Genomic DNA, 26407 nt, shown 5'->3' with positions numbered 1-26407 from the left:
GGCTGCGTTGCTCGAAGCTTATTTGGAATGACCAAACCACGCTTCTCGCGCCTTGCCCTGCACAACAGCAGGCCCGGCGCGGCGTGAAAACTAATTGAGAAAGCCCCCTAGGTTCAAGGAGAACAGCATGTCGATTTCACTCGCCGACTGGAAAGGCGTCCCCGCCCCCACGACTCAACTGATCGAAGGGCGTTACATCCGCCTGGAAAAACTCGACCCGGCACGCCACGTCGACGACTTATTCAAAGTCCTGCAAGGCCCGGGCGCCGACCCGAAGCTGTGGGACTACCTGCCTTACGGCCCCTTCCCGGAGCGCAGCGTCTTCAACGACTGGCTGAACAACCACGCGGCCAGCAGCGATCCGTATTTCTTCAGTGTGATCGACCGCGCCAGCGGCGAGGTCCAGGGCATTCTCAGCCTGATGTCCATCGTCCCGGCCCAGGGCCGCATCGAAATCGGCCACGTCACCTTCGGCGCACCGATGCAGCGCTCGCCGAAAAGCACCGAGGCGGTTTACCTGCTGGCCAAGGAATCCTTTGCCTTGGGCTACCGTCGCCTGGAGTGGAAGTGCAACAACGCCAACGCCCGCTCCAAATACGCGGCCGAGCGCCTGGGCTTCAGTTTTGAGGGGGTGTTCCGTCAGCACATGGTGGTCAAAGGGCAAAATCGGGACACCGCGTGGTACTCGATTCTGGACTCGGAATGGCCGGCGATTAGCGCCGGGTTCGAGAAGTGGCTGAGCGATGAGAATCAGACGGCTTCGGGGCAGGTTAAAGGGTTGGTGGAGTGTCGCGCTTAAAGTGCTTCCAGGCATCGCGATAGCCGGCCATGTCCCGACTTCTTGTAAGAAAAGACGTCAGTTCGAAGGGGCAAAAACTGTCTCCGTCGAACAGTCAGCCAATTACTACATGACAATCTGAGACTCCCCGCACCACTGCCGGAACCGCCTGACATCGGTACCGATGGCCTTCCTTTTAGAGTTTGGTCTTCTGACAAAGAGGCCAAACTCGATGCCTGTTCAACACAAATACCGACCACCACAACTTGCCTTGGCGATTGCACTTGTCCTGGGTTGCGCTGACGTTGCATCCGCCCAACAACCGGAGCAACCCAGTCCAGAGAACGCGTCTGACGCCATCGAGCAACTGGCCGCAGGCACCACCGCCAACCTGGCCAAAGCAACGTTGAACAGTGACAGCTCCGTGAGCGCCGCGATGCTCTCGGCGATGCGCCAGTCAGGCAGTGCCTCGGGTTTGAGCAGCCAAAAGAGAACTGCGCACCCGGCAGCGGCCGACAATAGTGCTAGCCGAGTCTGGCTACAGGCATTGGGGTACGGCGGCACACTGGATCGCTACTACGACGCCTTGAAGTACTCGACCCAAGGTCTGGTTCTGGGAGCGGATTGGGCATTTGACGAAGAATGGCGCATCGGCATGATGGGGGGTAAATCACAGACTCGCCTGGACAGCCGTGACCTCGACGGCGACCTCGATAGCTGGCATTTGGGGGCTTATGCCCTGCGCCAGAGCGGCTCCATGTCTTTGCGTGTTGGTGCCAGCTACAGCAATCATGACGGCAGCACCCAACGCCAGGTGGACTTCAATGGCTTCAGTGACCGCCCCAAAGGCAGGTACGACGCCAACACCCAACAGGCGTTTGCCGAAGTCGGATACAACCTCGGCCGCGCCAACATCAACATCGAGCCATTCGCCGGCCTTGGCTACCAACGTTATCAGCGCGATGGACTCACAGAAAAAGGAGGCGCTGCGGCGTTAAAGGTCGAGGGCCAGGAGCAGAACAATCTCAACAGCACTTTTGGCCTGCGACTGGCGAAGATCAATACGCTGGATAACGGCATGCAACTGACGCCACGGTTCAGTGCCAGCTGGAAACATACCTACGGGGAGATCGCCACAGAAACCCACCAACGACTCATCACCGGCGGCCGTAAAGAAACCGTGTCCGGTGCGCCGCTGGACCGCGACAGTCTGATGGTGGATGCGGGTCTGGAGCTGGGGCTTTCGGCGCAGCACACGCTGGGCGTTGGCATAAATGGCGAGATGGGCACCGACAGCCGAAACCATGGCGCTACAGCGCAGTGGCGGATGACCTTCTAACCATCAAACGCCGGGCAAAAAAAGGGGAGCACATGCCCCCCCGAGGTATAAAGCGTTGTATCGCGGCTGTTAACTCAGCCTTCGATCTCGATCAGGATTTCGCCAGGATTCACCCGGTCGCCCTTGGCCACGTGAATGGCGGTGACTTTACCGGCGATGGCTGCCTGGACTTCGGTTTCCATCTTCATCGCTTCGGTGATCAACACGGCCTGGCCTGCCTTGACGGTGTCGCCCTCCTTGACCAGCACGTCGACGATGTTGCCCGGCATGGTGGTGCTGACGTGACCCGGTGCAGTGGCTTGCTTGCGCTTGCTGCTGCCGCCGCCGACGAATTCGTTGAGCGGCTCGAACACCACTTCTTCCGGCATGCCGTCGATGGACAGGTAGAAGTGACGCTTGCCTTCGGCCTTGACGCCCACACCGGTGATGTCGACGCGGTAGGTTTCGCCGTGAACGTCGATGACGAACTCGGTCGGTACGCCTTCGCCACCAGCCGAGGCGACGCCGCCGGCTTCAGGAATCGGCAGCAGCACTTCGGGTGTCAGGGTGCCCGCAGCACGCTCTTCGAGGAACTTGCGACCGATATCCGGGAACATGGCGAAGGTCAGCACGTCTTCTTCGGACTTGGCCAGTGCGCCGATGTCGGCACGCAGCTTGGCCATCTCCGGCTTGAGCAGGTCAGCCGGGCGAACGTCGATCACTTCTTCGCTGCCGATGGCCTGGCGACGCAGTTGTTCGTTCACGGTGCCCGGCGCCTTACCGTAGCCGCCTTGCAGGTACAGCTTCACTTCGTTGGTGATGGTCTTGTAGCGCTCGCCGGCCAGCACGTTGAAGAACGCCTGGGTGCCGACGATCTGCGAAGTCGGAGTCACCAGCGGCGGGAAGCCGAGGTCTTCACGAACGCGCGGGATTTCGGCCAGCACTTCGCTCATACGATTGAGTGCGCCCTGCTCTTTCAACTGGTTGGCCAGGTTGGAAATCATCCCGCCCGGTACCTGGTTGACTTGAACACGGGTGTCGACGGCGGTGAATTCGCTTTCGAACTGGTGGTACTTCTTGCGCACGGCGTAGAAGTACAGACCGATCTCCTGCAGCAGTTCCAGATTCAGGCCGGTGTCGAACTCGCTGCCTTTAAGGGCGGCGACCATCGACTCGGTGCCCGGGTGGCTGGTGCCCCAGGCGAAGCTGGAGATCGCGGTGTCGATGTGATCGGCACCGTTTTCGATCGCCTTCATTTGGCACATCGCGGCCAGACCAGCGGTGTCGTGGGAGTGAATGAACACTGGCAGCGATTGCTCGGCTTTCAGCGCCTTGACCAGTTCGCCGGTGGCGTACGGGGTCAGCAGTCCGGCCATGTCCTTGATCGCCACCGAGTCGCAACCCATGGCCTCCATTTGCTTGGCCTGGTTCACGAAGGCCTCGATGGTGTGCACCGGGCTGGTGGTGTAGGCGATGGTGCCCTGGGCGTGTTTGCCGGCGGCTTTCACCGCTTCGATGGCCACGCGCAGGTTACGCACGTCGTTCATGGCGTCGAAGATACGGAACACGTCGATGCCGTTGACCGCAGCCTTGGCGACGAAGGCTTTGACCACGTCGTCGCTGTAGTGGCGGTAGCCCAGCAGGTTCTGGCCGCGCAACAGCATTTGCAGGCGGGTGTTAGGCAGCGCGGCGCGCAACTGGCGCAGACGCTCCCACGGGTCTTCTTTCAGGAAACGTACGCAGGCGTCGAACGTCGCGCCGCCCCAGCATTCCAGCGACCAGTAGCCGACTTTGTCGAGCTTGTCGCAGATCGGCAGCATGTCTTCGGTGCGCATGCGGGTGGCGAGCAGCGATTGGTGGGCGTCGCGCAGGATGGTGTCGGTTACATGAATCTTCTTGCTCATTGTTCTATTCCTCACAGGCCTGCGTGGGCGGCGATGGCGGCGGCGATGGCCAGGGCCAGCTCTTCGGGTTTGCGCTTGATCGAGTAGTTGGTCAGTTCAGGGTGGCTTTCAACGAAGCTGGTGTTGAACTGGCCGCTACGGAATTCCGGGTTACGCAGGATTTCCTGGTAGTACGCGGCAGTGGTCTTGACCCCTTGCAGACGCATGTCGTCCAGGGCGCGCAAGCCACGGTCCATCGCCTCTTCCCAGGTCAGCGCCCACACCACCAGTTTCAGGCACATCGAGTCGTAGTACGGCGGGATGGTGTAGCCGGTGTAGATTGCCGTGTCGGTGCGCACGCCAGGGCCACCGGGGGCGTAGTAACGGGTGATCTTGCCGAAGCTCGGCAGGAAGTTGTTCTTCGGGTCTTCGGCGTTGATCCGGAACTGCAACGCGAAACCGCGGTGCTGGATGTCTTCCTGTTTCACCGAAAGCGGCAGGCCGGAGGCAATGCGAATCTGCTCACGGACAATGTCGATGCCGGTGATTTCTTCGGTGATGGTGTGTTCCACCTGCACCCGGGTGTTCATCTCCATGAAGTACACCTCGCCCTCGGCGAGCAGGAACTCCACGGTGCCGGCGTTCTCGTATCCCACGGCCTTGGCTGCGCGCACCGACAGGTCGCCGATGTAGGCGCGCTGTTCCGGGGTCAGTTGCGGGCTTGGGGCGATCTCGATCAGTTTCTGGTTGCGACGCTGGATCGAGCAGTCACGCTCGAACAGGTGCACCACGTTGCCGAAGCTGTCGCCAAGAATCTGCGCTTCGATGTGCTTCGGATTGACGATGCATTTTTCCAGGAACACTTCCGCCGAACCAAAAGCCTTGGTGGCCTCGGAAATGACCCGTGGGAAAGCCTGTTCGAGTTCTTCACGGCTGTTGCAGCGACGAATGCCGCGGCCACCACCACCGGACGTGGCCTTGAGCATCACCGGGTAACCGATGCGATCGCCTTCGGTCAGGGCTTCTTCGATGCCCGACACGTTGCCTTCGGTGCCCGGGGTCACCGGTACGCCGGCCTTGATCATGCTGCGGCGAGCTTCGGTCTTGTCGCCCATACGGCGAATGACTTCAGCCGAAGGGCCGATGAATTTGATCCCGCGTTCGGCGCAGATCTCCGCCAACTCGGCGTTTTCCGAAAGGAAGCCATAGCCGGGGTGCAACGCATCGCAGCCGGTTTCCACCGCCAGGTTCACCAGCTTGCGCGGGTTCAGGTAGCCGGCCAGAGGTTCGGCACCAATGCTGTGGGCCTCATCTGCACGCTTTACGTGCAGGGCATGACGGTCGGCGTCGGAGTAGATCGCGACCGAGCGAATGCCCATTTCGGCGCAGGCACGTACGATTCGTACGGCAATCTCACCACGGTTGGCGATCAGGATCTTTGTTATCACTTGGAGTTTCCCTTGAGCCGGTGGTACCCACGACCTGCTAGAACAGGTCGACGAGTGACCAAATGTTTCAATTTGGTCGCAGGTCCACACTAGCGCCCACAAGGGATTAACAAAAATGAATAAAAATTGGGTCGTGCATAAGTAAAGACTTATAGTTGATTCACCAGCCAGCGACGAGAGTGACCAGATAATGCGTAAGTCATTGATGCGTATGACTTTGCGGCAATTGCAGATCTTCAACGAGGTCTGTGATTTGCGGTCCTATAGCCGCGCGGCCGAGGAAATGTCGCTCACACAACCTGCCGTCAGCCTACAGATTCGTCAACTTGAAGAGCTGATTGGCCAGCCTTTGTTCGATTACGTCGGCAAAAAACTCTACATGACCGAAGCGGCTGAAGCGTTACAGCGGGCCAGTCGGGATATTTTCGGGCGCCTGGAAAACCTCGACATGCAGCTGTCGGACATGCAGGGCTCGTTGCAGGGGCAACTGAAACTGGCGATTGAATCCAGCGCCAAATACTTCGTGCCGCATCTGTTTGCCGCATTCAAACGCCAGCACCCGGAAGTGAACCTGCAACTGACGGTGGTCAATCGCGGTCAGGTCATTCGGCGCCTGTCGGACAACCGCGACGACCTGGTGATCATGTCCATGGTGCCTCAGGACATGGGCCTGGAATTCCTGCCGTTCCTGAACAACCCGATCGTCGCCGTGGCGCCACCGGATCACCCGCTGTGTCATATGGGGCCGCTGCGCTTGCAGGATCTCGAGCCCTATACACTGCTGCTGCGTGAGCCGGGCTCCGGGACGCGGCTGGCGTGCGAAGAATACTTCAAAGAGAAACGCGTGCACTTCAACCAGACCCAGGAGGTCTCGTCTGCCGAAGCCCAGCGTGAATGTGTACTGGCAGGCCTGGGCGTTGCGTTGTTGACGCGCCACGCCCTGAGCCTTGAGCTGGCAACCGGTGGACTGATCGAGCTGCCGGTCGAAGAGCTGCCGCTGTTTCGCAGTTGGTGCCTGGTGCAGGCCAAGGCGAAACGCCTGTCACCGGTGGCTCACGCCTTCCTGGCGTTTATCCGTAGCGAACGGATTCAGATCAGCGCGCTGGTTGAGCGTTTCGACGGGAAGTCGAGGGAGATGCCTGCCAGAAATTGAGCTCCAATTCCGGAAAATCGCCAATTTCGGCCAGAAGCTGACGGCGTTCGCAGCGATCTTCGATGGCGCGGCGGAATTCCATGCGGCGCTGATCTTCTTGCTGACGACGGGTTTTGACAGCGCTGTTGCGTTCTTCGTAGGGCATGGCCATTTCGAGTCTCCCAAGGCGAGTACGGGAGTTTCAAGATAGGCGCGGGGGATGACGGTTTGGCGGCTCGGGCGTTACAGACTGATGAAAATTGCGGTGTATTCGAGGCCGCCATCGCGAGCAAGCTCGCTCCCACATTTGATCGTGCACGCCGCAGAACCTGTGGGAGCGAGCTTGCTCGCGATAAGGTCGGAACGACCTTCCAGCCATTTCAAGCCAGGCTCAATCGTCCAGCGCTTTCACCGACTTGGGCGACAACCGCAAGCTGCGCAGGCTGCGTTTGACGCTCTTGAGGTGGTTGACCAGGCTCGGGCCACGCGCCATGGCCACGCCCATCGCCAGCACGTCGATCACCACCAGGTGGGCGATACGCGACGTCAGCGGCGTATAGATTTCAGTGTCTTCATGCACATCGATCGCCAGATTGACCGTAGACAGCTCGGCCAATGGTGTCTGGCTCGGGCACAAGGTGATCAATGAGGCACCGCTTTCGCGCACCAGGTTGGCGGTGATCAGCAGGTCCTTGGAGCGCCCGGACTGGGAAATGCAGATGGCCACGTCAGTCGGCTTCAGCGTCACGGCCGACATCGCCTGCATGTGCGGGTCGGAATACGCCGCGGCGGTGAGCAGCAAGCGGAAGAATTTGTGCTGGGCATCCGCCGCGACCGCACCCGAGGCGCCGAAGCCGTAGAACTCGACACGCTGGGCTTGGGACATCAGTGTCACCGCCCGCTGCAACTCCAGCGGATCAAGTTTCTCGCGAACCTCCATCAGCGTATGCAGGGTGGTGTCGAAGATTTTCAGGCTGTAGTCAGCGACCGAATCGTCTTCGTGGATCGCAAACTGGCCAAAACTCGCACCCGCCGCCAGGCTCTGGGCCAGCTTGAGCTTCAGGTCCTGAAAGCCGGAACAACCGATGGCACGACAAAAACGCACGATGGTCGGCTCGCTGATGCCCACGCTGTGGGCCAGGTCGGCCATGGAGCTGTGCATCACGGCCGCAGGATCAAGCAGCACGTGGTCGGCGACCTTGAGCTCCGACTTGCGTAACAGGTGGCGAGACTGGGCGATGTGTTGCAGCAGATTCAAGGGGCTGGACTCTTTGTTATTGGCAGGTGCCGGGGATGTAGCACGCTTGTAGTTATACTACATGAATTGGCTTTTTGCCTGCTCAATGCGTTACCGAATCCCTCGATTTCACGTGCCCGCGCTTCATGTAGCAGCCATGGCGCCTCTCCAGGTGCGCCGGGTGCGCGTTTTAATGGACAAAAGCGCCTTACGTATCCCCGTCAGCTTGCGCGTGCAGCAAACCTGCCAACGTCTCGGCCTCAACCGGGCGGCTAATCAAATAGCCCTGCACTTCATCGCAGCGCTCAGCTTTCAGGAACTCAAGCTGTTCTCCCCGCTCCACCCCTTCCGCCACGACCTTCAGCGACAGGCCATGAGCCATGGCAATGATCGCCCGGGTGATCGCCGAATCCTCGGTACCCTCCCCCAACCCGCGGATAAAGGCCTGGTCGATCTTCACGTAATCCACCGGGATGCGCTTGAGGTAGCTCAGGGATGAGTAACCGGTGCCAAAATCGTCAATGGCCAGTTTCACCCCGAGATCACGCAACTGCTGGAAGGTTGCGATGATGTGTTCGACGCTGTCCAGCAACTGGCTTTCGGTGAGTTCCAGCTCCAGCAGTTGCGGTGCCAGCCCGGTCTCTTCCAGCACCTGCCGCACCAGACTGACCAGCTTGCCCTGGCGCAATTGATGCACCGACAGATTGACCGACACCCGAATCGCTTCGAGCCCCTGCCGCTGCCACTCACAGGCTTGCCAGCAGGCCTGCCGCAGCACGAACTCACCGATCGGGCCGATCAATCCGGTTTCTTCAGCCAGGCCGATGAAATCCCCCGGCGGCACGCGGCCCATGGTTGGATGATCCCAGCGCACCAAGGCTTCGGCGGCATTCAACCTGCCAGTGGCCAGGCACAGTTTCGGTTGGTAAAACACCTTCAGTTGTTTGTCTTCGATGGCTTTTCGCAAGTGGTTTTCCAGCTGTAAACGCTCCAGCGTGCTGGCTTGCAAGCTGTCGGTGTAAAACTGGAAATTATCGCCACCCAGGTGTTTAGCGTGCTGCATCGCCATATTCGACTGACTGACCAGTGCCGATATTTCCCGGGCACTGTCCGGCAACAAGCTGATGCCCATCGACGCGCTGACCACCAGCTCATGCCCGTCAATGGTCACCGGCAGGCGCAACTTGTTCGCCAGACGAGTCGCCACCCGGGCCAGGCTCGAAAGGTTGCCGTAGGAGTTGAACAGCACGGCAAACTCATCCCCAGAAAGGCGCGCGATGGTGTCTGCTTCAGGCAATGCATTCACTAGCCGCCGGGCCATCTTCTGCAACAACTGGTCGGCGACTTCATGCCCCAGGCTGTCGTTGAGTTGCTTGAATCGATCGAGATTGATGTGCAGCAACGCCAGGCTGCGATAACCGCCCTGTCGCACTCGTTGATGAGCCTCGCTGAGTCGTTCGCGAAACATCGCGCGGTTGGCCAGACCGGTAAGCTCGTCGTAATGAGTCAGATAGCGCATGCGCTCTTCGGATTCCCGGCGGGCTGAGAGATCAGCGAAGAAGCCCACAATATGACTGACATTTCCCCGGGTATCGCGCACGGCATTCAATTGCAGCCATTGCGGATACATCTCGCCGTTCTTGCGGGTTTCCACCAATTCGCCCTGCCAGCTGCCTTGCTGTTCCAGCGCCTGATGTATTGCGGCGTAATGCCGACGCGCATCGCGACTGCATGGCAGCTCAATGACATTGCGCCCGATCATGTCCTCGATGTCATAGCCGGTCACCCGACTGAAGGCTTGATTGATCGCGATCAGGGCGTAGTTCGGATCGAAAATCACGATCCCTTCGCTGGCCGCCTCGAACACGGTCGCTGCCAGTTGCTGCTGCTCTTCCAGGCCTTTGCTGACGCTGATGTCGCGGCGAGTGCCGACCATGCGAATCACCCGGCCGTTTTTGGCGCGCTCGACCGCCCGCCCGCGGTCCTCGATCCAGACCCAGTGGCCGTCGCCATGCCGCACGCGATACTCGATTTGATAGTCCTCGGTGCGGCCCTTCAAATGCTCGACCAGCGCCCTTTTCAGCGCAGGAAGATCCTCGGGGTGAAGACGCGGCTTGAGATGGCGCAGTATTGCTGTGACCTGTTCCGGCTCAAGGCCGAACAATTCCTGAATCTGCGTGTGATGGACTTCGTCGGTTTGCAGATTCCAGTCCCACAACCCCAACTCGCTGGCCTTCAATGCCAGCGCCAGACGCGCCTCACTCTTGCTCAGTGCCTGGTTGGCGGCGTCCAGTTCCAGGCTGCGCTGGGCGACACGGTTTTCCAGGTCGATCTGAATCTCTCGCAATTCATCCTCGGCACGTCGACGCTGTTCTATCTCCCTGGCCAGCTTCTGATTGAGCTGATCACTGCAGCTTTGCGCCTGCTGCAGATGCTCGATCAGTGCCTGATTCTGAAAGCGTCGCATCAAGCCCCGATCGATCAATCGATTGACTTGCCAGGCAACCACGCTCAATGCACCGAGCAGGATCAGCCCGAACCAGCCCCAACCTTGCTGCTGTTCGTCAGCCCCCCAAAACATATAGGCGATGGCCGGCAACAGGCAGGGCAAGGTGAATGACAGAAAGGCCGGCAGACTGACCGCATAAGCCACGCTGGCCGAGAGCGCTGCGGCACCGATGAGGCCGAAGACCCAGGCTTGCTGAATGAAGTTATCGGCGGGAACCAGGGCGATGCCGGCACCGGCCAGGGTCAGACCGGTTAGACCGGAGCCCAGCAAAAACATCCGCCGCCAAATGGGATGGGCCTGACGGTTGGGAATGGCCGAATCGAAGGCCGCAACCTGAATCACCCGCAATGCCACCAAAGACAACAACCACACCAGCCAGACACTGACCAGGAAATAGCGCTGCGGACTCCAGAGCAAACCGGCGCAGACCAGGCCATTGATCAGCATGAACAACGTGGGCAGCAGCGAGCCCTGATACAACAGGCGCGTGCGTTCAACCGCCATTTCCATGGCGTACTGTTTACGGATAACCCTGGGCTCCACAATGGGGCCCGACAGGTCGAAGCTGAGGGTCATAGGCGATGTTCTTGTTCTTATAATGATGAGCATGGGCCCGAAACTGCTCGGAGCATACACAAGCAATTGCCCGGACCAAACTGCTGCTGATCAATAAATGGCCAAATTTTTTCGGTCGCCGACACCCCTGAAAACGCTACGGACACGCCCCGCCAACGCCTGCAGCCAATGACCGACCGGTCGTCCTTCGCATAACTTTCATCGGCTAAAGCAAAGCGGTGTTTGCCCGGTGTGCCGCAGCCCCCTAGAATGCCCCGATGCGCGATGATCTCTCCCTTCTGCTGAACTCCCTCAACGATGCCCAACGCCAGGCCGTAGCAGCCCCCGTGGGTCGTCAGTTGGTCCTGGCCGGTGCTGGTTCCGGTAAAACCCGAGTGCTGGTGCACCGTATCGCCTGGTTGATCCAGGTCGAAAACGCCTCGCCCCACTCCATCCTGTCGGTGACCTTCACCAACAAGGCTGCTGCCGAGATGCGCCAGCGCATCGAACAGCTGATGGGTATCAACCCGGCCGGCATGTGGGTCGGCACCTTCCACGGCCTGGCGCACCGCTTGTTGCGAGCGCACTGGCAGGAAGCGGGCTTAAGCCAGACCTTCCAGATTCTCGACAGTGACGACCAGCAACGGCTGGTCAAGCGGGTGATCCGCGAGCTCGGCCTGGACGAACAGCGCTGGCCGGCCCGTCAGGCCCAATGGTTCATCAACGGCCAGAAAGACGAAGGTCTGCGCCCGCAACACATTCAAGCCAGCGGCGACCTGTTCCTGGCGACCATGCGCGGCATCTATGAAGCCTACGAGGCCGCCTGCCTGCGTGCGGGCGTCATCGACTTCTCCGAGTTGCTGCTGCGCGCCCTCGATCTGTGGCGCGATCACCCAGGCCTGCTCGCTCACTATCAAAAGCGCTTCCGGCACATCCTGGTGGACGAGTTCCAGGACACCAACGCCGTGCAATACGCCTGGTTGCGCCTGCTGGCCAAGGGTGGCGACAGCCTGATGGTGGTGGGCGACGATGACCAGTCGATCTACGGCTGGCGCGGCGCGAAAATCGAGAACATCTACCAGTATTCCGAAGACTTCCCGGACGCCGAAACCATTCGCCTGGAGCAAAACTATCGCTCCACCGCGGGTATCCTGAAGGCAGCCAACGCCTTGATCGCCAACAACACCGGGCGCCTGGGCAAAGAACTCTGGACCGATGGCGGCGAAGGCGAAGCGATCAATTTGTACGCCGCGTTCAATGAACATGACGAAGCCCGCTACGTTGTCGAAACCATCGAAAGTGCGCTGAAAACCGGCTTGTCTCGAAGCGATATCGCGATTTTGTATCGCTCCAACGCCCAATCGCGGGTTCTGGAAGAAGCTTTGCTGCGCGAGCGCATCCCATACCGCATTTATGGCGGCCAGCGCTTCTTCGAACGGGCGGAAATCAAAAACGCCATGGCCTACCTGCGCTTGCTCGAAGGACGGGGCAACGACGCCGCGCTGGAACGGGTCATCAACGTGCCGGCCCGTGGTATCGGCGAAAAAACCGTCGAAGCGATCCGCGACCATGCGCGCCACAGTGATGTATCGATGTGGGAAGCAATGCGCCAACTGGTGGCCAACAAAGGCCTGACTGGCCGTGCGGCCGGTGCCCTTGGCGCGTTTATCGAGCTGATCGAGAACCTCGCCGCCAAGTGCATGGAAATGCCGCTGCACCTGATGACCCAAACCGTCATCGAGCAGTCGGGGCTGATCGCCTATCACGAAGCGGAAAAAGGCGAGAAAGGCCAGGCCCGGGTAGAAAACCTCGAGGAACTGGTCAGCGCCGCGCGCAACTTCGAAAACAGCGAAGAAGACGAAGACCTGACGCCATTGGCAGCGTTCCTCGGTCACGCGTCGCTGGAGGCCGGCGATACGCAGGCCGACGAGCACGAAGACAGCATTCAACTGATGACCCTGCACAGCGCCAAGGGCCTGGAATTCCCTTATGTGTTCCTGGTGGGCATGGAAGAAGGTCTGTTCCCGCACAAGATGAGCCTGGAAGAACCCGGTCGCCTTGAGGAAGAGCGGCGTCTGGCCTACGTAGGCATCACCCGGGCGATGCAGAACCTGGTGATGACCTATGCCGAAACCCGACGCCTTTATGGCAGCGAGACCTACAACAAGGTCTCGCGTTTCGTACGCGAAGTTCCGAAAGGCCTGATTCAGGAGGTGCGGCTGTCCAACAGCGTCAGCCGTCCGTTTGGTGGCAACCAGTCGATGAGTGGTAGCAACCTGTTCAGCGGCAGCGAGATTCCGGAAACCGGCTTCAGTCTGGGTCAGACTGTGCGCCATTCGATCTTCGGTGACGGCGTGATCCTCAACTTCGAGGGCGCCGGTGCTCAGGCCCGGGTGCAGGTGAACTTCAGCGAAGGCAGCAAGTGGTTGATGCTGGGGTATGCGAAGCTGGAAGCGATCTAGCTTTTCTGTGGGAGCGAGCTTGCTCGCGATAGCGGTAGATCAGTCGACATTGTTTCTGGCTGTCAGTCCGTCATCGTCGGAGCGCCGCCCGGAGCAAGCTCGCTCCCACAGGTTGTAGACAGGCTCCAGGCCGATATCTGAATTTAAAGGTGCGATGAGATGGGCACAGGTTTCTTTTCTTCCTGGACATTCTGGGCCCTGTTATCGGCGGCATTCGCGGCAATGACCGCCATTTTCGCGAAAGTCGGCATCGAAAACGTCAACTCAGACTTCGCCACCCTGCTACGTACGATAGTGGTATTGGTCAGCCTGGCCTTGATTTTGTACGCCACGGGCCAATATCAGTCATTGGGATCGATCTCTGCGAAGAGCTACCTGTTCCTGCTGTTGTCGGGCCTTGCCACCGGTGCATCGTGGATCTGTTATTTCCGTGCACTCAAGGTCGGTCCGGCGTCACTGGTTGCCCCAGTGGACAAACTCAGCGTGGTGCTGGTGGCTGTTCTTGGCGTTGTCCTGCTGGGAGAAAAACTCGACCTGCGCCAATGGGGCGGAATCGGTCTGATCACGGCCGGTGTCGTCATGCTGGCCCTACGGCGCTAGGCGAACGTCCTACAAAACTTATCCACTCATCTGACATATCAAAGTCAAAAGGCCCTATTGCGCTGACTGAAGCTGAACACGACCTGTCAGGCAAAAGCCCGAAACACTCTGCCGCTAGCCAGTAACACTTCAGCTGTGCAACATGGCGCGCGTGCCTTCCACAAATGGGAATTCCCTTTATGAAACGTTTTCTTAGCATCGCCATGGCGTTGTGCATCGGCCTGACGATGAGTCTCGACGTCAATGCCGCCAAGCGCTTCGGTGGTGGCAAAAGCGCCGGCGCTGCGCCGACACACCAGACCAGCCAGATGGCTCCTTCTTCTCCAGGCATGGGCGGCGCTGCGGCGACCGCTGGTGCTGCCGGTGCCGCTGGCGCCGCTGCCAAGGCCGGTGGCGCTTCGCGCTGGCTCGGCCCTCTGGCCGGTATCGCGGCCGGCGGCCTGCTGGCCTCCATGTTCATGGGTGGCGGCTTCCAGGGCATGCAGATCTTCGACATCCTGATCATGGCGGTCATTGCGTTCCTGATCTTCCGCTTTATCGCCGCCCGTCGTCGCAAGCAGCAAGAGCACTACGCTCCGGCCGGCCACGCACCGATGCAACGTGAGGCATTCGAACAAAAGCCCGCCGGCGGTTCGATCTTCGGTGGATCGCCAGCGCCTGTTGCCACTCGTCCAGTGATCAACGCGCCAGCCTGGTTCAATGAAAGAAACTTCGTCGAAGCGGCGCGCAATCACTTCCAGTCCCTGCAACAGCACTGGGACGCCAACGAAATGGACAAGATCGCCGAGTTCGTGACCCCGCAAATGCTGGAGTTCCTCAAGCGTGAGCGTGCTGACCTGGGCGACGGTTTCCAGTCCACCTACATCGACAACCTCAATGTACAGCTGGACGGTGTGGACGATCGCGCCGACAAGACCATCGCCACCCTGACTTTCACTGGCGTGTCGAAAACCTCGCGTTTCGACCAGGGTGAAGTCTTCAGCGAAAGCTGGAACATGGAACGTGCACAGGGCGAAAACCAGCCTTGGCTGGTAGCCGGTATCCGCCAGAACGGCTGATCCCGCGTAGTTCTATTCGGAAGGTGCCGAGCCTGTTTTTAACGCCGTATGATCGACGCGCAGGCACGTTCCGGACAGAACTTCACCTGCTGTAAACAAAACCCCGGCTCAGGCCGGGGTTTTCTATTTCGCGGTTGCATCTATAGCAAGCTACTGTATAAACCGCCCCATATAAACCGCGCCATACAAGCAAGAGGATCCCGGACGTGGAAGAAATCATCGAACAACTGCGTGAAGCCAACGAACCGGTACCGGTCCCCTTGGAATTGCCTGACGAAGACCTGCTGGTCGAAATCGAAGAACAATTGTTCATCGACATTCCGTTTGTCTTCAGAGAGTTTCTGCTGACCGTCAGCGACGTGGTCTACGGCAGCCTGGAACCGGTCACCGTGACCGACCCTCAATCCCACACCTACCTGCCCGACGTTGCTGCCAACGCCTGGGACGCCGGTGTCGATCGCAGCATGATTCCGATTTGCCAGGACGGAGACGACTACTATCTGGTCGAAGAAGACGGCACCGTGGTGCTTTGGCAAGCTGAAGAAGAGCTCATCGCCGAAGAAACCTGGGAGTCGGTGTGGCACTGGGCGCGGGACGTCTGGCTGGAAAGCTGATCCAGTCAACGCCGCTGGGTGGTCAATGCCCGGACGACTCCTTGTGATTGTCGAGGGTTTCCAGCAACGCCACCTGCATCCGCGTATGCACACGAATGAACCAGCGCCACAGCAGTGCCGCCACGGCGGCCGCGACCACGGCGATCAGTACCAGCAACTTGTTGGTCGGCAGAATACTGGCCGACAAGGCTGCCAGCAGTAAAAAGATCACCAGCAGCGACAGGATCGGGATCACTTCGGCGATCACCCGGCGCACTCGCTGCGTGTGGCGCCCGGCCATCTCCGGCTTCACGCCCATTTCCGCCAACAACATCGACAGTGCCTTTAGCTTGCGGTACGCCGCAATCAAAAACGGCAGCGATAACAGCAGCGCCCCACCCCAGATCAACGCCTTTTGCCAGCTCGGATCGCTGATCCAGCCTTGCAGGTAAGCCGACATGCGTTCGGCGAAGTACGCCCCCGAGAAGAAGATCGCGATCACGAGCGCCAGATTGACTCCAACCTGCAGCAAAATCCTGCGAATCATGGATGCCAGTAACGCGCCCTCACCCTGAGGCTGGATGCTACGCAGCCATTCGCCGTACATCCCCAACACCCGTCCCAGGCGGTCTGGCATGGCGCCGGCAAGCTTGATCGACAATGGATCAGCCGCACGAATCAGATAAGGCGTCAGCAAGGTCGTGATCACCGAAACCGCCACAGCCACGGGGTACAGAAAGTTACTGGTAACCTGCAACGTCATGCCCAGTGCCGCGATGATGAAAGAGAATTCGCCAATCTGTGAAAGACCCATCCCGACACGCAGCGAGGTGCGTCCGTCATTGCCGGCGATAAATGCACCAAGGCCACAGGACAGCATCTTGCCGAGCACTACGGCTACGGTAATGACGGCGATTGGCCAGGCGTACTGAAGCAGGATCGCCGGATCGAGCATCAGCCCGATGGCCACAAAGAAAATCGCACTGAAAAGATCGCGAACCGGTTCAATCAGTCGTTCAATTTTCAGCAGTTGCCGGGATTCAGCCATGATTGCGCCAATCAGGAATGCCCCGAGGACCATGCTGTATTCAAGCTTGACCACCAGCAGGCAGAAGCCAAAACACAGGCCCAGCACCGTGATCAGCAGCATTTCGTTGCTCTCGAATCTGGCCACGTAGGCCAGCAAGCGCGGCACCATCAGGATGCCGATGACCAATGCGACGATCATGAACAGCGACAACTTGCCGACCGTGGAAAACACTTCGCCGGAGCTGACCGTACCGCTGACCGCTATGCTGGACAGCAGCGCGATGATGCCGATGCCCAGAATGTCTTCGACGATCAGCACTCCGAATATCAACTGGGCAAATCGCTCGTTCTTCAACTTCAGATCATTGAGCGCCTTGACGATGATGGTGGTCGAGGAAATCGCCAGGATCGCGCCGAGGAACAGTGAATCCATGGTGTTCCAGTCAAACCAGCGGCCAATTTCGTAGCCGATCCAGATCATCAGCACGATTTCCAGGAACGCCGCGATGAATGCCGTGGCCCCAACCTTGAACAGCTTGCGCAGGCTGAACTCCAGGCCCAGGCAGAACATCAGGAATATCACTCCGAGTTCGGCCAGGGTCTTGATGGTTTCTTCGTCGTGGATCAGGCCGAATGGCGGAGTGTGCGGGCCAATGATGAAACCGGCGACGATGTAGCCCAGCACTACCGGTTGTTTCAGCCGATGGAAGAGTACGGTTACCACGCCTGCGATCAACATGATCACTGCCAGATCCTGAATGAAACTGATGGCATGCATGGCGTGAGACTCCCTGGATGGTATTGCTCGATCCCCGGAAGCAGGAAAAGTCTGATCGAGCAGAACAAAAATCGGAATTGCACGTAGGAAATGCCCTTGAGGCAAGGCTTTTTGCAGGGTAACACCGCGACTTCTGACAGAAAGGCGGTGCAATATATGGAAACAGATCGTTCCGGCGTGACGGCGACTCCGCACCCGGCGTCCCGATAACTGTTGGTTTGAAAAAACCGCTGAGGCACCCGCAGAGGTGCATCCCTCAAACCTGGCCTTGACCCGTGAGAATGCTATGGAACCCGGAAACGCCCAGCTGTCGATGACGGTATTGATGACCCCTGACATGGCCAACTTCTCTGGCAATGTTCACGGCGGTACCCTGCTCAAATACCTCGACGAAGTGGCCTACGCCTGCGCCAGCCGTTATGCCGGCCGCTATGTGGTGACCCTGTCGGTGGATCAGGTCATTTTCCGTGAGCCGATCCATGTCGGCGAACTGGTGACCTTTCTCGCCTCGGTCAACTACACCGGCAACACCTCCATGGAGGTGGGCATCAAAGTGGTGACCGAGAACATCCGCGAACGCTCGGTGCGCCACACCAACAGTTGCTTCTTCACCATGGTCGCGGTGGATGACCAGCGTAAACCTGCATCGGTACCACCGCTGCAACCGCAGAACAGCGAGGACAAGCGCCGCTATATGCAGGCTCAACAGCGTCGGCAGATTCGTCAGGAGTCGGAAAAGCGCTATCAGGAGATCAAGGGCGACGTCTGACGTGTTCGATCGTTCAATCGCCATCGCGGGCAAGTCGAATCGTCGCACCGCCGCTCCCACAGGGATTCAAGTTGTAAGCACTCTTTGTGCAACACAGCAAAACCTGTGGGAGCGGGCTTGCTCCGGGCGGCGATCCGACGATTGGCGTCAACGCCAGATCAGAGGCTGATCGAGGTCGCCTCGAACCGCACCCGCGGATGGGCAATCCGGTCCTGGGCCCGGACCAGTTCCAACTCGTAGCTGGTACACGCCTGGGTTTCCAGCAGCACTTCATGCACCGCCGACGCCGTGAACTCGAAAGCTGCCACCAGGCTGTCACCCAACAACACACGCGCCAGGAACAGCCCGGACGTCAGATCGCCCACGCCCACCGGCTGACGCGGGAACGCCAGCAGCGGACGCTGCAAGTGCCAGCTGCCTTCGGCCGTCACCAGCAGCATCTCAAAGACCTCCGCCGGTTTACCGGGATAGTCCAGATGCTTGACCAGCACTGCTTTCGGGCCGCGCGCCAACAATGCACGTGCCATGGCCAGGCAATCGAACAGCGATTGCGGCTTGCGCCCGGAGAAGCTGTCCAGCTCCAGCTGGTTCGGACACATGAAGTCCGCCACGGCGGCGGCCTCTTCCAACAGGAAATCACTGACCTCCGCCGGAACACTGCAGCCCTTCTCCGGATGCCCCATGACCGGGTCACACAGGTACAGCGCCTTGGGATTCATCGACTTGATCCGCGCCACACCAGTCAGGATCGCCCGACCCTGGGCCGCACTGCCGAGGTAACCGGAGAGCACCGCATCGCAGTTACCCAACTCGCCAATCGCCGCGATACCCTCGACCAGGTCGGGGATCTGGTGCGGCGCCAGCACCTCACCGGCCCACTGACCGTACTGGGTGTGATTGGAGAACTGCACGGTGTTGAGCGGCCAGACATTCACCCCGACCCGTTGCATCGGGAAAACCGCGGCGCTGTTGCCGGCGTGACCGAATACCACGTGGGACTGGATAGCGAGCAAATGCGGAGTACGTTTCATGCGGTGGATTTCCGTAAAACGATTGAAATTCTAGCCGCGCAGTATGCGACTAAACGCAGCCTGTACGACAGACCAGCGACGCAGTTAAGCTGACACTATCTTGTTGGAGCACCCTGTTGATGCTGACCCTTGGAAATATATTCGTGCTGATGCTGTTCGCCACTGCCGGCGCATGGCTATGGCACAACCACGGCTTGCGCGAGCGCGCGCTGGAGCGGGTCAAGCAGCATTGCGGCAAACTCGGGATCGAATTGCTGGACGGCAACGTGGCCTTGAAAAGAATCGCGTTCATCAAGGATGCCAGTGGTCGGCGACGCCTGGCCCGTGTGTACAACTTCGAATTCACTGTGACCGGTGAAAGCCGGCACAACGGCACCATCACCCAGTTCGGCGCTCACAGTGCACAGATTGAGCTGGCGCCCTACCCGGTCCCGTTCGACGAAACCGAACCAGTGGTCGACGTGGCGAAACCTCGCGCGGAAGTGATCGAGCTGAGCCAGTGGCGTCAGGACCATACCAAGTGGCGGCCTTGAGCCGTTAACACGATCCGGGGCGGCACGCTGCCAGCTCACGCTGCAGTCGTTCTGCATTCTGCGCCTCACTGAAAATCAGCTCGATACGCGAGTCCTGCCGCCATTCACTGGGCTGCCAGTGCAGCACCGAGTTATCCACCGCGTTCGCCGAAACCCAGCCGTGGGCGCTGTGGATAACCAGCTTCGCCCGCCTCCAGGCAAGGCTTTCAAGCCACCGACCAACCAGAGCGGCATCAAACACCTGGCTTGCGTGCCAACGCCATCCGATGCTCCAGCCTCCTTCCTGTTCCTGGCTCAAGCAAATGGGCAACGCAGGATCGCTCCAGACCGCCGGCAACTGCGCCAATCCCTTGGGCAAGGCGAAGTTATCCACACCTGCCAGCGCCTTGGCATTCAGCCCCGGCAATTCGCTCAAGGGTAAAGCCGCCTGTTGCGTCCAGCACAGGGGGAGCGGCGGCAATTGTCCGGCGATTCGCTGGCGACTGTCTTCGTCGAGACCTTCAGACTTGTTCAACAGCAGCAATCCCGCATGGCCCAGCGCTTGCTGTTGAACATCCGGCAGCGGTTTGCCAGCGGCGAGCAACTGGGCATCCAACACCAGCACACAAGGCTGAACAGCCAACACGCCTTGCCACGGCGCCTCACTCAATTGCCTGAGCAACTGCGCCGGATGCCCCAGCCCCGAGGGTTCGATGAACAGCCGATCCGGTTGCGCCTTGCGCAACAAGCGCCCAAGACCAATCTGAAACGGCGCACCGTTGACGCAACACAAGCAGCCACCGGCCACTTCCCCCAGTGCGATACCATCGGCGTCCCGGGTCAGTAGCGCAGCGTCGAGACCGATCTGGCCAAACTCGTTGATCAACACCGCCCACCGCTCGCCAGCCGGGCGCTGGGCCAGCAGGTGCTTGATCAGGCTGGTCTTGCCGGCGCCCAACGGGCCGGCAATGACATGAGTGGGGATATTCTGCAGCATGGTTGATGATTTCTGAGGAGGTGGTGGATGCGGTTGATCGGCTTGTCGTTGCTCCTGGCACTCGTTTCAGGCGAGGCACTGGCCCAGGCGTGTGTGGTTCACAGCCAGGGTGAGCGGCTTGACGTCCAGCTTTGCCAGCAGAACCGCAACATCCCGCCAAAGCTCTTTGCCGATGGCTTCTGCCAGCCGAACCTGGCGGGGCAGAAAGTCGAAGTGCAGTATGTCGATCAATGCCCCGGCGGCGCATTTGGTATCTGCAGCAACGCCCAAGTCGCCAATATGCCCTACCGACAGGATATTCACTATTACGGCGTTGCCACCGACACGGCGTATTTGCAGCCGTACTGCGAGGCCCAGAGCCAGGGCACCTGGCTCAAGCCTTGAAGCGCCAGTAGTGGATCAGGCGGCCTCTTCATACCAAGGGCCGAATGGATCAGGCAGCGAACGCCAGCCCTCTACGCCCAGCGCCATTTCCTCATCGGTCAGCAGGCAGGTGTCCAGCTCGGCCGTGAGTTGCGTGAAGTCGATGTTCTGGCCGATGAACACCAGTTCCTGGCGACAATCCCCGCTGTCGGCGGTCCAGTTTTTCATGATCCCGGTGGTACTTTCTTCGTCCTGCGGCCATTGGTTTTTCGGTACGAAACGCCACCAGCGCCCGGCAAAACCATAGCGCATCAAACCACCGGCCTGAGACCAACTGCCGGCGTCCATGTGCTTGCTCGCCAGCCAGAAAAAGCCCTTGGAGCGCAGCAGCTTGCCGTTGTCCCAAGGACCGTCGATGAAGTTGAAGAAACGCTGCGGATGGAACGGCCGGCGAGCCCGGTAAGCACTGGAAGCGATGCCGTACTCTTCGGTCTCCGGTACGTGTTCGCCGCGCAGTTCCTGCAACCATCCCGGTGCCTGGGCAGCCTTTTCGAAGTCAAAACGACCGGTGTTGAGAATCTTGTTCAAAGGGATTTCGCCCATCGCCATCGGAATGATTTCCGCCCGGGCGTTGAGCCGTTCAAGTATGGCGATCAGTTCTTCGCGTTGGTGGCGGCTGATCAAGTCGATCTTGCTGAGCAAAATCACATCGGCGAACTCGACTTGCTCGATCAATAGATCGGTAATTGAACGCTCGTCTTCTTCCCCAAGTGTTTCTCCTCGGGAAGCCAGGCTTTCGGCAGCCTGGTAATCGAGCAGGAAGTTCATGCCATCGACCACCGTGACCATGGTGTCGAGACGTGCGATGTCGTTGAGGCTCTGGCCGTTTTCATCGCGGAAGGTGAAGGTTTCCGCCACCGGCAGCGGTTCGGAAATACCGGTGGACTCGATCAGCAGATAGTCGAAGCGACCCTCCCTGGCGAGTTGACTCACCTCCTCCAGCAAGTCTTCACGTAACGTACAGCAAATACACCCGTTACTCATCTCCACCAACCGTTCTTCAGCCCGATTTAGGCTGACATCACGCTGGACTTCGGTGCCATCGACGTTGATTTCGCTCATATCGTTAACGATGACTGCAACTCGCAATCCATCGCGATTACGTAGTATGTAATTAAGAAGTGTACTTTTTCCGGCGCCTAGAAAGCCGGAGAGAACGGTCACGGGGAGTCGATTGGACATCTGCATATTCCTCACAGGGATGCCCGGTCGCGGTGTCGGGCTTATATAATGTTATACTGTAACAACACAAATAAGCCATCCCCTCTTGCCCGGCAGGGCAAAGGACAGGATGCTGAACGCCGCGCCCTTCGTGAGAAAGCCCATGCGCAACGCCCTTAAACCTGCATTGATCATGCTTTCCCTGCTGGTGGCTGCCGACGCTATGGCCCAGGTCCCGAGCCTGGCCAGATGCACCCGTAGCGCCAACCTGCTGGCCTGTGTGGATGCGGATGGCAACGCCTACAGCGTCAACACCGCCGGCAGCATCATCTACCTGCGGGGTTTCGAAACGGCCGGAAAACGCTATTGGGCGCAGACCAACAGCCGCTACGGCCAGCTTGTGTTTTTCACCGGTATCGCTTCCGACGGCGAGGCCTGGGTTGGCTACAACCAGCGCGTCGGCTGGACCACCATCAACCGGTTTTCCAGCTCTGGCGGCAGCAGCGCCAGGTTCACCTGCAGCCGGTTCACTGGCTGTTAATCCTCTTTGTTTTTCCGTTAAAGGCGTGAAATCAGGCTGAGCAAGTGGCGTCTGTGCATGATGAAAGCCTGCTCATGAAAAGACATCGTCGATTGCATAGTTATGATATAACATTAAAAATCAACTCCCACGATGGATCTGCTCATGAATGCGCTGACTCTGCCGGATATCGCCGCGCAGGCCTCACGCCAAGCCCTGCCACTGGAGTGGGTGGGCATGTGCGGCATTGCTCTACCTGTTTTGTTTGATGGCCAACGATTGAATGCAAAGGTCGATGCCGGCGTGAGCCTCGACGATGGCAACGCGCGCGGCATTCACATGTCACGGCTCTATCTGGCGCTTGAATTGCTGGAGCAGGAAAACCTTTCTCCTGCTTTATTGCGGCGGGTTTTGCAGCGTTTTCTTGAGAGTCATGACGGGCTTTCCAACAGTGCTCACTTAACCCTTCACGCCGATTTGTTGCTGAAAAGGCCGGCGCTGATCAGTCCACTGGCTGGCTGGAAAAGCTATCCCGTCACCCTCGAAGCACGTTTGAAAAACGCGATGTTCCACGTGGAACTAAAAATCGATGTGCCTTATTCCTCAACTTGCCCATGTTCCGCAGCGCTTTCTCGACAGCTGATTCAGCAGCAATTCGTCGATGATTTCGCCAACAAGCCACTGCAACACGCCGATGTTTTAGCGTGGCTCGGCTCCACGAACGGCATCGTTGCCACGCCTCACAGCCAACGCAGCAGCGCCAAGTTGCGCGTACGGCTGGCTGATTTTTTGGATGAGTTGCCTCTGATTGCCGTCATCAACGATGCCGAAGCCGCACTCGGCACAGCCGTTCAAACAGCGGTAAAACGCGCCGACGAACAGGCCTTCGCCCTCGCCAATGGTCAGAACCTGATGTTCTGCGAGGATGCCGCACGCCGTTTGAATCTGGCCCTGAAGTGCTCCACAGGCATCAACGCCTTCCACATTCGAGTCACCCACGCCGAAAGCCTGCACGCCCATGACGCCGTAGCCGAAAGCCGTTTCAACTGGGAGGTCGCATGATTGCTTGCCACGCCTTGCGCTGGGCGTACCGGGGCAGCCACTCACACCCGCGCTGGACTTCGAACTGTCGAAGGGCAGCCTGACCGCCATTATCGGTGCGAACGGCTCCGGAAAAAGCAGCCTATTGAAGGTCATCGCTGGCTTGCAAAAACCGTTGGCTGGAAAGGTGCTACTGAGTGTTCCACTCAAGAGCGGTGTGTCGTTCCTGCCCCAGCAACAACACCTGGACAGGCAATTTCCAATCAGTCTTCAGGCATTGGTCGCCGCCGGTTTCTGGGGCAACAAACAGTCATCGGAGATTCGTAGCCAACGACTGAAAACCGTCCTCCATCACTGGTGCCTGAACGGCCTGGAAGATCGACCCTTGATGGCCCTCTCCGGCGGTGAATTGCAACGCGCCCTGCTCGCCCGATTGAGCCTGACAGACGCGTCTTTGCTGCTGCTCGATGAACCCCACACAGCCCTCGATGAACTCGGCCAGGCATTGCTCTGGAAGCACATACACGATTGGCACCTCGAAGGCCGGACACTGGTGGTCGTGTGCCATGACCTCGCCGCAGTCCGCGAACACATCCCACAAACGTTGCTGATCAAACAAAGCGGTTGTGTATTCGGCCCGAGCACCGAACTGATCCGCCAACAACCACAGGCACAGGTGGCCTGATGATCGCTGCCGCGCATCTTTGGCAACCGTTCCAGGAGTTCGTCTTCATGCGTCGGGCGCTGATCGCCGCTGACCCGGCGAACACAGCCGACTATGAGCGCAACAGTAAGGCGTACCTGACACAGATCTACGCCCTGCTCGCCGAAGCCAAGGCCAAGCTCGGCTCACTGCCACCGGGCAACCGCAAGATCGTGACGTCCCATGACGCCTTCGCTTATCTCGGCCAGGCCTACGGCATCGAGTTCATGTTGCCTCAAGGTCTCTCCACCGAGCGCGAACCTTCAGCCGCCGAAGTGGCCGCACTGATCACCCAGATTCGTCAGGCCAAGGTCAAGGCGGTGTTCATGGAAAACATCAAGGACGCCCGCCTGCTCAAGCAAATCGCCGATGAAAGCGGCGCGCAGATCGGCGGCACGCTGTACTCCAATGCCCTCGCGGCGAGCGGTCCGGCCAGTACCTTCACCGGGTTGTTCGAGTACAACCTCAACACCCTGTACAACGCGTTGAGCCAGCCATGATCCGCCAGAACCCTTCCGGAGATTTACCGCTGACTGCCGAGTCGGCCTACGTCGACAAGACGGCGATCATCTGCGGCAAAGTGGTGATCGGCGAGAACGTGTTCGTCGGTCCCTACGCCGTGATCCGCGCTGACGACGTCGATGACTCAGGCGACATGCCGCCGATCACTACACTGGTGGCCAAAACCAGCCACCGTGTCGCCGATCTATTCGCCATTCCCGATCGCGGTTATCTTCGAGAAGGCTATTGGGCAGATCTGATGCTGATCAAACCCGAACCCGGCGGCGTTGCCGTTTCCACGCAACCGATCCTGTCGCAATGCGGCTGGACACCCTTCGCCCGCTGCAGCTTTCGGCACAGTGTCAGAACCACGATCGTGTCGGGGCAACTTGCCTGGCGCGACAAACGTCTTAATGACAACTGCCAGGGTTTGCCCCTACGGTTTATGCGATAACGCTCGTTAGAAGCACCTGAGTACGCCGACCATGATCCAGATCACCCTATCCGACGGTTCATTGCTTGAGTACGACCAGCCGCTGTCCGTGCACGAGGTGGCCGCCAGCATCGGCCCCGAACTGGCCAGCGCGGCTGTAGCGGGCCGAGTCAATGGTGTGCTGGTGGACTGTGAATACATGATCGAGGCGGATGCCCGGGTCAGCATTGTCACCCCCCGGGAGCCGGACGGCCTGGAGATCTTGCGCCGCTCCTGTGCCTTGATGCTGGCGATGGCGGTCAAGCAACTCCACCCGCATGCGCAAATGCGTGCGGGCAAGGAATTGGGCGACGGTTTCTTTTACGAGTTTGCCGTCGAGCCACCGCTGACCGCGGCAGACCTGCCCCTCATCGAAGCGCGCATGCAATCACTGGCAGCGACCAATCACTCGATCCGTCGTCGGCAACCGCGCGAAGAGGTCTCGCTGTACCGGCTGGGGGACACCGAGTACCAGAGCCATGGACCGCATGTCCCCACCACCAAAGTCTTGCAGGCGTTTACCCTCGACCACATCAACGGCACGTTACAACAACGGATCTACGGCACCTGCTGGTCCAGCCATCAGGAACTGCAACAGTGGTGCGTTCCACCCCTCGTGGTCGTTGTGAGCATGGATGATCGCCAGGCGACTTATGCACAAGCGGTGACCGAATCCTTGCGCCAACGGGGCGTGCGCGCCAGGGCCGACCTGCGTAACGAAAAAGTTCACTACAAGATTCGCCAGCACAGCCAGACCGTGCCGTATCTGGTGGTGGTGGGCGAGAAAGAACAAGCTGGGGGATTTGTCAGTGTGCGCAGCCGCACGGGGGAAGATTTTGGCCGGATGCCTGTCGAGGCGGCGTGTGAATGGTTGAGTCGGCCGGGGATTTAGGGAGC

Annotated in this window: 21 protein-coding genes and 5 pseudogenes; 17 read left to right on the top strand and 9 right to left on the bottom strand. The window is 59.3% G+C overall.

Annotated features, from left to right (window positions below):
- The first annotated feature begins 127 nt into the window (after positions 1-127).
- Positions 128-799, top strand: coding sequence for a GNAT family N-acetyltransferase (locus AC1DXW_RS03930; RefSeq protein ID WP_477752236.1), 672 nt, complete (start codon positions 128-130; stop codon positions 797-799).
- A 325-nt stretch (positions 800-1124) separates the two neighbouring features.
- Positions 1125-2117, top strand: a pseudogene (locus AC1DXW_RS03925) (autotransporter outer membrane beta-barrel domain-containing protein); the annotation flags it as partial.
- Between the two features lie 74 nt (positions 2118-2191).
- Here the strand turns inward: AC1DXW_RS03925 and oadA are convergent.
- Entirely contained in the window at positions 2192-4000 is a 1809-nt protein-coding gene (gene oadA / locus AC1DXW_RS03920) for a sodium-extruding oxaloacetate decarboxylase subunit alpha (RefSeq protein ID WP_223459013.1), read from the bottom strand.
- Between the two features lie 11 nt (positions 4001-4011).
- Entirely contained in the window at positions 4012-5427 is a 1416-nt protein-coding gene (locus AC1DXW_RS03915) for an acetyl-CoA carboxylase biotin carboxylase subunit (RefSeq protein WP_046038868.1), read from the bottom strand.
- A gap of 190 nt (positions 5428-5617) precedes the next feature.
- Here AC1DXW_RS03915 and AC1DXW_RS03910 point away from each other — a divergent pair, with 190 nt between their 5' ends.
- On the top strand, positions 5618-6580 hold the full coding sequence (locus AC1DXW_RS03910) for a LysR family transcriptional regulator (RefSeq protein ID WP_477752235.1): 963 nt from the start codon (positions 5618-5620) through the stop codon (positions 6578-6580).
- Here the strand turns inward: AC1DXW_RS03910 and AC1DXW_RS03905 are convergent.
- From AC1DXW_RS03905 to AC1DXW_RS03895, 3 genes are all read right to left on the bottom strand, one after another.
- A complete protein-coding gene (locus AC1DXW_RS03905; protein ID WP_007971698.1) occupies positions 6522-6731 on the bottom strand; it encodes a PA3496 family putative envelope integrity protein in 210 nt (69 codons plus the stop codon). The two genes, AC1DXW_RS03910 and AC1DXW_RS03905, sit on opposite strands and share 59 nt — an antisense overlap.
- A gap of 219 nt (positions 6732-6950) precedes the next feature.
- Entirely contained in the window at positions 6951-7817 is an 867-nt protein-coding gene (gene hexR / locus AC1DXW_RS03900) for a transcriptional regulator HexR (RefSeq protein WP_007954250.1), read from the bottom strand.
- A 187-nt stretch (positions 7818-8004) separates the two neighbouring features.
- Positions 8005-10881 (bottom strand): EAL domain-containing protein, encoded by a 2877-nt coding sequence (locus AC1DXW_RS03895; protein ID WP_477752234.1) that lies wholly within the window; start codon positions 10879-10881, stop codon positions 8005-8007.
- Positions 10882-11138: 257 nt separating this feature from the next.
- Here AC1DXW_RS03895 and uvrD point away from each other — a divergent pair, with 257 nt between their 5' ends.
- The 4 genes from uvrD to AC1DXW_RS03875 all read left to right on the top strand — a co-directional run bounded on the left by uvrD (position 11139) and on the right by AC1DXW_RS03875 (position 15594).
- Positions 11139-13322, top strand: coding sequence for a DNA helicase II (gene uvrD, locus AC1DXW_RS03890; protein ID WP_046038860.1), 2184 nt, complete (start codon positions 11139-11141; stop codon positions 13320-13322).
- A 159-nt stretch (positions 13323-13481) separates the two neighbouring features.
- Positions 13482-13922 (top strand): EamA family transporter, encoded by a 441-nt coding sequence (locus AC1DXW_RS03885; protein WP_116579800.1) that lies wholly within the window; start codon positions 13482-13484, stop codon positions 13920-13922.
- 179 nt (positions 13923-14101) lie between these two features.
- Positions 14102-14980 carry a Tim44 domain-containing protein gene (locus AC1DXW_RS03880; protein ID WP_477752233.1) on the top strand — a complete coding sequence of 293 codons (879 nt, stop codon included), beginning with the start codon at positions 14102-14104 and terminating at the stop codon, positions 14978-14980.
- A 206-nt stretch (positions 14981-15186) separates the two neighbouring features.
- Entirely contained in the window at positions 15187-15594 is a 408-nt protein-coding gene (locus AC1DXW_RS03875; RefSeq protein ID WP_077430996.1) for an SMI1/KNR4 family protein, read from the top strand.
- A 22-nt stretch (positions 15595-15616) separates the two neighbouring features.
- On the opposite strand, the gene AC1DXW_RS03870 is transcribed toward AC1DXW_RS03875, so the two are convergent.
- The gene (locus AC1DXW_RS03870) at positions 15617-17380 is read right to left on the bottom strand and encodes a cation:proton antiporter (RefSeq protein WP_477759772.1); all 1764 of its coding nucleotides are present in this window, start codon (positions 17378-17380) and stop codon (positions 15617-15619) included.
- Positions 17381-17666: 286 nt separating this feature from the next.
- Between AC1DXW_RS03870 and AC1DXW_RS03865 the strand changes: the two genes are divergently transcribed.
- Entirely contained in the window at positions 17667-18149 is a 483-nt protein-coding gene (locus AC1DXW_RS03865; RefSeq protein ID WP_046038855.1) for an acyl-CoA thioesterase, read from the top strand.
- Positions 18150-18307: 158 nt separating this feature from the next.
- On the opposite strand, the gene pdxY is transcribed toward AC1DXW_RS03865, so the two are convergent.
- A complete protein-coding gene (pdxY, locus tag AC1DXW_RS03860; protein WP_477752231.1) occupies positions 18308-19180 on the bottom strand; it encodes a pyridoxal kinase PdxY in 873 nt (290 codons plus the stop codon).
- Between the two features lie 119 nt (positions 19181-19299).
- On the opposite strand from pdxY, the gene AC1DXW_RS03855 reads away from it, so the two are divergent.
- Positions 19300-19713, top strand: coding sequence for a DUF3301 domain-containing protein (locus tag AC1DXW_RS03855; protein ID WP_056726805.1), 414 nt, complete (start codon positions 19300-19302; stop codon positions 19711-19713).
- A 4-nt stretch (positions 19714-19717) separates the two neighbouring features.
- Here AC1DXW_RS03855 and AC1DXW_RS03850 read toward each other — a convergent pair whose 3' ends face one another.
- On the bottom strand, positions 19718-20689 hold the full coding sequence (locus AC1DXW_RS03850) for a CobW family GTP-binding protein (protein WP_477752230.1): 972 nt from the start codon (positions 20687-20689) through the stop codon (positions 19718-19720).
- A 27-nt stretch (positions 20690-20716) separates the two neighbouring features.
- Here AC1DXW_RS03850 and AC1DXW_RS03845 point away from each other — a divergent pair, with 27 nt between their 5' ends.
- Complete coding sequence (locus AC1DXW_RS03845) at positions 20717-21073, top strand: NADH:ubiquinone oxidoreductase (RefSeq protein WP_477752229.1); 357 nt, start codon at positions 20717-20719, stop codon at positions 21071-21073.
- 15 nt (positions 21074-21088) lie between these two features.
- Here AC1DXW_RS03845 and zigA read toward each other — a convergent pair whose 3' ends face one another.
- The gene (gene zigA / locus AC1DXW_RS03840; RefSeq protein ID WP_477752228.1) at positions 21089-22294 is read right to left on the bottom strand and encodes a zinc metallochaperone GTPase ZigA; all 1206 of its coding nucleotides are present in this window, start codon (positions 22292-22294) and stop codon (positions 21089-21091) included.
- Positions 22295-22436: 142 nt separating this feature from the next.
- On the opposite strand from zigA, the gene AC1DXW_RS03835 reads away from it, so the two are divergent.
- From AC1DXW_RS03835 to AC1DXW_RS03805, 7 genes and pseudogenes are all read left to right on the top strand, one after another.
- Positions 22437-22814, top strand: a complete 378-nt coding sequence (locus AC1DXW_RS03835; RefSeq protein ID WP_477752227.1) for a glutamine synthetase — start codon at positions 22437-22439, stop codon at positions 22812-22814.
- A 144-nt stretch (positions 22815-22958) separates the two neighbouring features.
- Positions 22959-23855 carry a GTP cyclohydrolase FolE2 gene (folE2, locus tag AC1DXW_RS03830; protein ID WP_477752226.1) on the top strand — a complete coding sequence of 299 codons (897 nt, stop codon included), beginning with the start codon at positions 22959-22961 and terminating at the stop codon, positions 23853-23855.
- Positions 23852-24519 (top strand): annotated as a pseudogene (locus tag AC1DXW_RS03825) (metal ABC transporter ATP-binding protein). The gene folE2 and the pseudogene AC1DXW_RS03825 overlap by 4 nt, the downstream one beginning before the upstream one ends.
- Positions 24520-24572: 53 nt before the next feature.
- Positions 24573-25037, top strand: a pseudogene (locus AC1DXW_RS03820) (metal ABC transporter solute-binding protein, Zn/Mn family); the annotation flags it as partial.
- A pseudogene (locus tag AC1DXW_RS03815) lies at positions 25034-25204 on the top strand (carbonate dehydratase); the annotation flags it as partial. The pseudogenes AC1DXW_RS03820 and AC1DXW_RS03815, both read left to right, overlap by 4 nt.
- Positions 25199-25492 (top strand): annotated as a pseudogene (locus AC1DXW_RS03810) (dihydroorotase); the annotation flags it as partial. The pseudogenes AC1DXW_RS03815 and AC1DXW_RS03810, both read left to right, overlap by 6 nt.
- A gap of 31 nt (positions 25493-25523) precedes the next feature.
- Complete coding sequence (locus AC1DXW_RS03805) at positions 25524-26402, top strand: His/Gly/Thr/Pro-type tRNA ligase C-terminal domain-containing protein (RefSeq protein WP_477752225.1); 879 nt, start codon at positions 25524-25526, stop codon at positions 26400-26402.
- Positions 26403-26407: the final 5 nt, after the last annotated feature.

This window comes from Pseudomonas sp. P4_C4 (assembly GCF_056402055.1).
This window is presented reverse-complemented; position numbering and strand designations above follow the sequence as displayed.